The sequence below is a fragment of the Collinsella aerofaciens genome, assembly GCF_001405375.1.
In the GTDB taxonomy this organism is placed as follows: Bacteria; Actinomycetota; Coriobacteriia; order Coriobacteriales; family Coriobacteriaceae; genus Collinsella; species Collinsella aerofaciens_F.
The window spans coordinates 87048-95486 of sequence record NZ_CYYP01000007.1 but is presented as its reverse complement, the minus strand read 5'-3'; the positions used below and the strand labels follow the sequence as shown (position 1 = coordinate 95486).

Sequence of the window (8439 nt, the reverse complement as noted above, 5' to 3'; positions counted from 1 at the left end):
CTGTGGGGCATTCTCGCACGAAACGTTCAATCTATTTGCCCAGAGCGCATGTTGGTTTGGTGAGCGGCTCTAGTAGTCGGTGAAAGTGAGGGGGTTATTGGACTGCGACGAACTTCTTTGGCCTGCCGGCGTGGCGTTTTTGGGCGGCGTAGCGCTCGATGCTGTCTATCGTTATCATCCGACGGCCGTCGACGAGTTCAACATCGAGCTTTCCGGCTTTGACCAGCGCGGTAATCCGCGGAGCGGAGACTTTGAGGTCCAGCGCTGCGTCTTTAAATGTTCGGCACGCCGCTTCCCGAGCGTCCTCGTGGTCGATTTCGGCTGAAAGGGCCACGACCTCGGCCGAGTGTTCGTACCCTGCCGGAGTCAAACCGTTGTTGAGGTCGTCGGCCAAAAACGCCATCAGCGCCTCGGTGGCATGGGCAATCGCTTCTTCGCGTGTATCGCCATCGGCAAAGGCGCCGGGAATCTGCGGGAAGCTGGCGCAGTAACCGTCGTCTTCTTTTATGAGAACGCAGTCATAGGTAAATCGCTGCCTCATTTTGCCTCCAACTACCATCCAGTTTGGCGACGAATACTTGCCCACGTGCCCTTCTTTGGTCGATCACCACCAGAGCCGTTCACGGTGACAACACGGTCACCAGAAACATACTTAGCATGACTACCGACTTGCGCGACCTTCACGAATCCATCGTGCTTGAGTAGGGCAATGATTTCCCGAAAGGTAGGAGGTTGCATGGGCCGACCTCTTTCAGCCGTCCTAATTATAAACTATTTTATAATTTTTGCTAACCAGTTAATAAATATTACTGGCGCTGTTTGGGCTCGGTGACGATGGCTCGAACGATGCGGGGACGATCGGTGAGATCGTGAACGATACGCACGTCCGAAAGGCCTGCCTGGCGGCAGAGCTCGGCGGCGGCGTCGAGGGCACCCTCGTAGAGCTCGCAGGCAAACAGGCCGCCGGCGCGCAGCATGTAAGGCGCCGCATTGAGCAGGCGGCGGAAGATATCGAGGCCGTCGGCGCCGCCCTCAAGCGCCAGGTCGGGCTCGAAGTCCTTGACCTCGTGCGGCAGTGAGCGCATGACGTCGGTCGGAATGTAGGGCGGATTGGAGACAAGCACGTCGAAGGTGCCCCACTCGTCGTGGGGAATGGAACTCACCAGGTTGGTGAGGCTAAAGGCAACCTCATCTGCCGTGAGGCCGAGGGCGTCGCGGTTTTTGGTGGCCAGATCGATGGCGCGCGGCTCGATATCGGTGGCGGTGCAGGTAACGTGGCCGCGACGCTCCCAGGCAAGGGAGAGCGAGATGCAGCCCGTGCCGCAGCCGACCTCGAGAACGCGGGCAGTGCGGGGCTCGGCTGGAGCAGGCGCAGCGGCATCCTGAGCTGAAGCCGTCTCCTGGCCGGCACCCTCGATGGCGATGCCGTATTCGTCGAGCTCGGACTCGGCGGCTTCCGCGGCTTCGGCTTCTGCTGCCTGCGCGGCGGCTTCCTCGGCCTCGCGGTCGGCCAGCTCCTCGGCATAGGCACGGCTGCCGAGCACGTCGCTACCCAGCGCAGCCTCATCGGCGGCCGTCAGGTTGGCGGCACGGCGCTCGGCGGTCGCGCGTTCGTCTGCCAGCGCGGCCTCAGCCTTGCGAGCCTGCTCGACCTCATCGTTCCAAGGCAGCTCAACACGCTGACGGGCAGCAGCCTCGGGGCTCAGCACCTCGGCATCCAGATAATTGAGGACTTCCTCGACGAGCATCTCGGTCTCGGGACGCGGAATGAGCACGCCGGGGGCGCACGTGACGTCGATCATGCGAAACTGCGTGCTGCCGGTGATGTACTGCAGCGGTTCACCTTTAGCGCGACGAACAACGGCCGCGTGCATGGTCTCGAGCTGAGCCGCGTTAAGCGTCTCGTCCATGCGCATATATAAGTCGATGCGTGCCAAACCCGTGGCAGCGCAGAGCAGCCACTCGGCAGAAAGACGGGGGTGCTCCTCGCCGCGCTCGGCCAGGTACTCCTTGGTCCACTCGAGACAACGCTTGATGGTCCAAATCTCGTTTGCCATGGGGCCCTCCCCTCTTAAGCGCCGGATGGCGCGCGAATGTCGGAGCAGATTGTACGCGAGGCCAGCGCTTGGCAAGGGGCGATTGAAGGCGATTATCGAGAATCAGCCCAGAATTTTGCTTGGAACCTGCCTGAAATGTTCATTCGCCGACGTCTAGATTTGCATTCGTCAAGCTTTTGGCAAGGTTGACCCAAAACTGACCAATATCTAACCAAGAACTTGCCAAATCACTTGACGTGCGACGCATCAAAAAATGCACTGCGACTTCTCGGACGATTTTTTGAGCATTATTATCGATAGCAGATAAACGCCGTTGATTGCTTTAAGCAGTTAAATTGCTTAATTTCTAACAAAGCAGATTAAATAAACTCGAATAGCAATTTACTCAACCTAGTCATTTAAGAACGTCCCCAATGACTACCCAAGAGAACGCCGCAGGTAGAGGACGGACAGCGAGCGACGTCCAGAGCGAACAAGTTGGCATGAAAAAGGCAAGGCATAGACCTTCTGGTCATGCCTCGCCTTTTGAATGACAAATTGTCGCTCTGGACGTCGCGCAGCGTCGAGCCGTTACGCGGTTTGGTAAAACCGCGTAACCTAAACTGCTTGTGCCAGCTTCTCGGCTCGCTCGGCGGCGGCAAGTGCCTCGATGACGGTGCCGAGCTGATCGCCCAGAAGGACGCCGTTGTAGGTGGAGTTGAAGCCGATACGGTGATCGGTCACGCGGTCCTGGGGCTGGTTGTAAGTACGGATCTTCTCGGAACGGTTGCCGTGGCCAATCTGGCTCTGGCGCTCGGCACCGAGCTCGGCCTGCTGCTTCTCGAGTTCCATCTCGTACAGACGGGCGCGCAGCATCTGCATGCAGACCTCGCGGTTCTGGATCTGGGAACGCTGCTCCTGCGACTGCACCACGGTGTTGGTGGGCAGGTGGGTGATGCGCACGGCGGAGTAGGTGGTGTTAACGCACTGACCGCCAGGGCCGGAGGCGCAGTAGGTGTCGATGCGCAGGTCGGACTGGTTGATCTGGACGTCGATCTCCTCGGCCTCGGGAAGTACGGCGACGGTAGCCGTGGAGGTCTGAATGCGGCCCTGGGACTCAGTCTTGGGAACGCGCTGGACGCGGTGCACGCCGGACTCGAACTTCATGACGGAGTAGACGCGGTCGCCCTCGACCTTGAACTCGATGGACTTAAAGCCACCGGCCTCGCTGGGGCTGGAATCGAGCACGGTAGTCTTCCAGCCGCGCGACTCGCAAAAGCGCTGGTACATCTTGTACAGATCGCCGGCGAAGATGGCCGCCTCGTCGCCACCGGCGGCGGAGCGGATCTCGACGATGGTGTTCTTGTCGTCGTTGGGGTCGCTCGGGATGAGCATGTACTTGATGTCTTCCTCGAGCTGGGGAAGCTTGGCCTCGTTTTCGGAGATGTCCATCTGGAGCATCTCCTTCTCATCGGCATCGGTGGTATCGTGCAGCATTTCCTTGGCAGCCTCGATGTCATCGAGCGCGCCGATGTACTCGCGCGAGGCGGCAATGAGGTCGGACTGGTGCGCGTACTCCTTGTTGAGACGCGTGAACTCCTTGATATCGGAGGCGACGGCCGGGTCGGAAAGCTTCTTCTCGAGCTCCTCGTAGGCCTTGATGATCTTTTCGAGCTTGTCGCGCATGACGGACTCCTTTATATGCGTGAAGGCGAAAATCGGCAGAATTGATGGGGCGCGGGGCGCCGCTGCGGGGGTAAGTCCAGCTAGAGCATGTCGATCTTCAGATACATGCGCATCCCTTCGCGTATGGGGTACATAGTTGCGGTCTAACCCATATATGATAGCGTGCGCAGGCAAACCTGCATATAACCCGCACGGAATCCGACAAAGGGACAGTCCCTTTGTCGGATTCTAAAGCGTATGGATCAGGGCGACGAGGAAGCGGACACCCTGGAGGTAGGCGCGGCGGGTAATGCGCTCGTTGGTGCCGTGGACGCCGCGATCGCACTCGTCATCGTCGACCACAAAGGCCGAGAAGCGAATGCACTCGGAGCAAATGCGCTGGTAGTTGGCAGCGTCGGTCGCGCCGATCACGGTCGAGGGGACAATCGCCAACGGCTCGGATGATCCGTTTTCCTCCGTCCCCTTTGGATCACGGAAATAGCGGGCGGCGATGGAGCGAACCGCCTCGAGTCCCGGTCCGCCGATGCGCGGAGACGGCGAGGGTTCGGAGCTGCCGGGGCCGAGCTCGACCTCGACACGGTCGGCGAGCCCCGCCTCGGCAACGGCGACGCGGCAGCGGGCCACGACATCGGCCACGCTCGTGCCCTCGAGCATACGGAAATTGATATTGGCCCACATATCCTGCGGCATTACGTTGGCGCCGGTGCTGCCACCCTCGACCTGCGTGGGCGCGCAGGTGGTGGTCACGAGCGGATAGAGCTTCTTGCTGGCGAGGCAATCGCGGACAATGGCGCCCCCGTTGGCGGCAATTTCATCGGCCGTGTAAAGCCCCAGCTCGACGAGCTGTGCGGCAAGCAGGTCCGTGACGCGCGTCGGCCACTCGATATCGCAGATTGCGGTGATGGCACGGCTAAGCACCTCGAGCGACGTGCCGCCGTAGGGGTTGGAAGAATGTCCACCCGCGCTCTTTGTCTTGAGCACAATGTCGGCATAGCCCTTCTCCGCGAGGTCGGCGTGCATGAGCCAACCCTCGCCCGCGCTGTACTCGGCATCCGAAACGATGCGGTAGTCGCCCTCGTCGATCAGGAACTCGAGCTCAACACCGCGCTCCTCGAGCGCGCGGCCGATGGCGCCTGCGCCGCACTGCGTCGTCTCCTCGTCCTGGCCAAAGGCCAGGAGCAGCGTCCGCTCGTGCTGCCAACCGTGCGCCAGCGCATACTCGACAGCCTCGAGAATGCCTGCGACCTGGTCCTTCATGTCGATCGCTCCACGGCCCCAGATGTAGGTGTCGTCCACGTGCCCGCTAAAGGGGTCGTGCGTCCAGTCGGCCTCGGTACCCGGCACCACGGGAACCACGTCCATGTGGCCCATGAGCATAATGGGCTTGAGGTCAGGGTCGGAACCGCTAAGCGTCACCAATAGCGAATGGTCGATAAGGTCGACCTCGCCCGCCGCGAACACGCGCGGCCACGCCTGCTGCATATAGGCGCGCAGGTCGTCGAACGGCTGCCAGTCCACCGCCTCGGCATCCATACTCGAGATGGTCGGAAATGACAGCACGCGGCCCAAGCGCTCGCACGCGCCAGTTTCGTCCAAATCGGCAAAATCGTCCTCATGCGCAAAGAAGCGCCAAACCTCGGCCATGACATCCTTTCGATTGTGATGACGAGGGCCGCCCCACCGGAGCGGCCCTGCCACGCAAACATTTGCGGTTGGTTATTTGTCCTCGAGATAACGCGAGAGAAACTCGCGGGTGCGCTGGTGCTTGGGGTTGCCGAAGAGCTCGGCCGGCGCGGCGTCCTCGAGGACCACGCCCTTGTCCATAAAGACCACGCGATCGGACACGGTGCGGGCAAAGGCCATCTCGTGCGTGACGACGACCATGGTCATGCCGTCGGCAGCGAGCTTGCGCATGACCTCGAGCACCTCTCCCACGATCTCGGGGTCGAGCGCGGAGGTCGGCTCGTCGAACAGCATAATCTGCGGATTCATGCACAGGGCACGAGCGATGGCCACGCGCTGTTTTTGACCACCGGACAGGCGGCCCACGGCGGCGTGCGCGAACTTTTCGAGTCCCACACTCGTCAGATGCTCCATCGCAATTTTTTCAGCCTCGGCCTTGCTCATCTTTTTGAGCGTGACGGGCGCAAGCGTGCAGTTGTCGAGCACATCCATGTTGTTGAACAGGTTAAAGCCCTGGAACACCATACCGATGTCCTCACGCAGTTTGTTAATGTTGCAGCGCTCGGCCGTGAGATCCTGACCGTGGAACCAGATGTGGCCCGCGTCCGGGGTCTCGAGCAGGTTGAGGCAGCGCAGGAAGGTCGACTTGCCCGAGCCCGAGGCGCCGATAATGGTGACGACCTCGCCTGATTTAACGGACAGGTCGATGCCCTTGAGCACCTCGAGCGAGCCGAAGCTTTTGCGCAGGCCCTCGACGCGGATGAGCGGCTCATTGGTCTGTGCGGCGGCCGCAACGCCGGTAGTGGCGGTATCTGCCATGATGATTCTCCTCGTCTTGAGCCTAATTGGAGCTGGGCAACGTGGCCGGAGCCTCGGCACCAAGTTTTTTGCCAAAGGCTTCGAGCAGGCGGCTCGCCACGAGCGTCAGGATCAGGTAGACCACGAGCGCCACGCAGTAGACCTCCATCTGGCGGTAGTACACGCCGGCGACGGTGGTGGTGGCGTACATGAGGTCGAACACGCCGATGACCGAGAGCACCGACGAGTCCTTGATGTTGATGATGAGCTCGTTGGTGAGCGCCGGAATCGCGTTTTTAATGCCCTGGGGGAACACGACTTTGCGCATGGCTTGCCACTGCGAAAGACCCAGCGAGCGCGCTGCCTCGGCCTGGCCGGGGTCGATGGACTCGATGCCGCCGCGCAGGACCTCCATCATGTAGGCGGTGGAGTTGAGCGAGATGGTGACGAGGCCGGCGGTGAAGGTACTCCAGATCTGGTTGGCCTGGGCGGTCTCGAAGCCCATGCCGCGCAAAACGGTGAAGCCCGCGTAATAGATGAGCAGGCCCTGGACCATCATGGGCGTGCCGCGCACGATGGTAGAGTAGACGGTCGCAAAGCCGCGGCCGATGCTCTTAAAGAAGCGCACCAGATCGTTATCCACGCGGTCGAACGTCTGAATACGCAGGAACACAAAGAGCAGCGCCAGGAAAAAGGCGATGACGGTACCGAAGGTCGCAAGTGCGATGGTGATCTCGATGCCGCGGATAAAGAAGTCGCCGCTCTTGTAGGTCATGTAGACCAGGCTCGACAAAAAGTCGCTGGGGTTGGAATCCGAGACAACGCTCACCTGCACCAGGTCGATAAATGACATGACGCAGCGGTCGATAAAGAAGATCGCCGCGATGGCGACCACGACGTAGCTGCCTAAGCGTGCGCCACGACGGAAGCGCTCGGATGCGAACGGCGACGCCTCGCGATAGTCGTTCCAGTGCATGAGCTTGGCGACCAGCGCCGCCGCCGACACGACGAGCCAGGCCCAAAGGATTGCCCAGAGGCAGTCTTGGAACACGCCCGTAGGCGCCAAGAAGCTCAGCGGCGTGGGGTCGCGCTGACTAAACGCCAGGCCGAGCGCCGCGATAACGCTCGTGCCCAGGTACACGTAACGGTGGTCGGCCTTGATAAAGGAGGCCAGACGATTGATGGTTTTCATGCTGCCTCCCTATGCCGGCTGACGGTCGAGGCACGCGTCCCACATTTGGTCGCGTTCCTCTTGGCTAATGCCCTTGAGTGTCTTGTCGATGAGTTTAAGCAGCTTGTCCGAGCCCTTGCGGCAGCCGACGTTTGCCGCGACCTCCTGCTTAAAGCCCTCGCCCTCGGCAAAATGGATGGGGACGATACCGGGATTTTGGGCCATATAGCCCTTCTCGTTCTCGGTGTTGTAGGTCACGGCATCGCACGTGCCCTGCAGCAGGTTCGAGAACACCGTGGGAACCGAATCGACCGGGTTCTTGTGCACAACGCCCGGGATCTCGTCGATGACGGTGTCGAGCATGGTGTCCTTTTGGCCGAGCACCGTGGCACCGCTAAAGTCGCTAAGCTTGGTGGCGTTTTGGTAGGGGGAACCCTCTTTTACGAACAGGCCAAAGTAGCCAATGAAGTACGGGTCGGAGAAGCCGACCGACTCCTCGCGCTCGGGCGTGGCGCTCATACCGGCGATGATGAGGTCGATCTGGCCGTTGTTAAGCGAATCGATAAGGCCCGAGAAGCTCTGCTTGACGGCAACGGGCTCGCCACCGAGGGCCTTGCAGACGATCTTGGCGATCTGCACGTCGTAGCCATCGGCATAGGCGCCCTGCACGTTGTCGATGGGGATAGTGTACTCACTGGCTTCGGAAACCTGCCAGTTGTACGGGGCGTAGGCCGCCTCCATGCCAATCCGGATCTTGTCCTTGCCGATCACGGAATCGGACAGGTCGTCGCGACCGCCGCCCGTCGTGGGCTGAACCACCTTGAGCGTGGACGGACGCTGACAGCCGGCGAGCGCGCCGGCGACGACGGAAGCGCTCGCAGCGAGAGCGCTACCCAAAAAGATGCGACGGCTGCATACCGGCTGGCGCTGCGCATCGCACTGTTGGGGAGAATGCATAATCTGCCTTCCCTGTTGAATCGTACGCTAACGACTTAACAGGATACCGCTCAGCGTCACTTCCAGCAGATGCATATATAAGATGCATATATACAAATTAACGAACTG

Annotated in this window: 8 protein-coding genes; all 8 read right to left on the bottom strand. The window is 60.6% G+C overall.

Going from position 1 to position 8439, the window contains the following annotated elements; genetic code table 11:
* Positions 1-94 precede the first annotated feature (94 nt).
* The 8 genes from ARB25_RS05090 to ARB25_RS05060 all read right to left on the bottom strand — a co-directional run bounded on the left by ARB25_RS05090 (position 95) and on the right by ARB25_RS05060 (position 8331).
* Complete coding sequence (locus ARB25_RS05090; RefSeq protein ID WP_156327686.1) at positions 95-586, bottom strand: type II toxin-antitoxin system HicB family antitoxin; 492 nt, start codon at positions 584-586, stop codon at positions 95-97.
* Positions 553-738: a type II toxin-antitoxin system HicA family toxin gene (locus ARB25_RS10375; protein WP_082421878.1), complete on the bottom strand. Its 186-nt coding sequence runs from the start codon at positions 736-738 to the stop codon at positions 553-555. The genes ARB25_RS05090 and ARB25_RS10375 overlap by 34 nt, the downstream gene beginning before the upstream one ends.
* Before the next feature lie 68 nt (positions 739-806).
* Entirely contained in the window at positions 807-2057 is a 1251-nt protein-coding gene (locus ARB25_RS05085; RefSeq protein WP_055286325.1) for a N5-glutamine methyltransferase family protein, read from the bottom strand.
* A gap of 597 nt (positions 2058-2654) precedes the next feature.
* On the bottom strand, positions 2655-3722 hold the full coding sequence (gene prfA / locus ARB25_RS05080; protein WP_055252487.1) for a peptide chain release factor 1: 1068 nt from the start codon (positions 3720-3722) through the stop codon (positions 2655-2657).
* Positions 3723-3950: 228 nt separating this feature from the next.
* The gene (locus ARB25_RS05075; protein ID WP_055286323.1) at positions 3951-5366 is read right to left on the bottom strand and encodes a M20/M25/M40 family metallo-hydrolase; all 1416 of its coding nucleotides are present in this window, start codon (positions 5364-5366) and stop codon (positions 3951-3953) included.
* 72 nt (positions 5367-5438) lie between these two features.
* Entirely contained in the window at positions 5439-6224 is a 786-nt protein-coding gene (locus ARB25_RS05070; protein ID WP_055286322.1) for an amino acid ABC transporter ATP-binding protein, read from the bottom strand.
* A gap of 22 nt (positions 6225-6246) precedes the next feature.
* On the bottom strand, positions 6247-7395 hold the full coding sequence (locus ARB25_RS05065; protein ID WP_156327685.1) for an amino acid ABC transporter permease: 1149 nt from the start codon (positions 7393-7395) through the stop codon (positions 6247-6249).
* A gap of 9 nt (positions 7396-7404) precedes the next feature.
* Positions 7405-8331, bottom strand: coding sequence for a transporter substrate-binding domain-containing protein (locus ARB25_RS05060; RefSeq protein ID WP_055286320.1), 927 nt, complete (start codon positions 8329-8331; stop codon positions 7405-7407).
* Between the last annotated feature and the right edge of the window lie 108 nt (positions 8332-8439).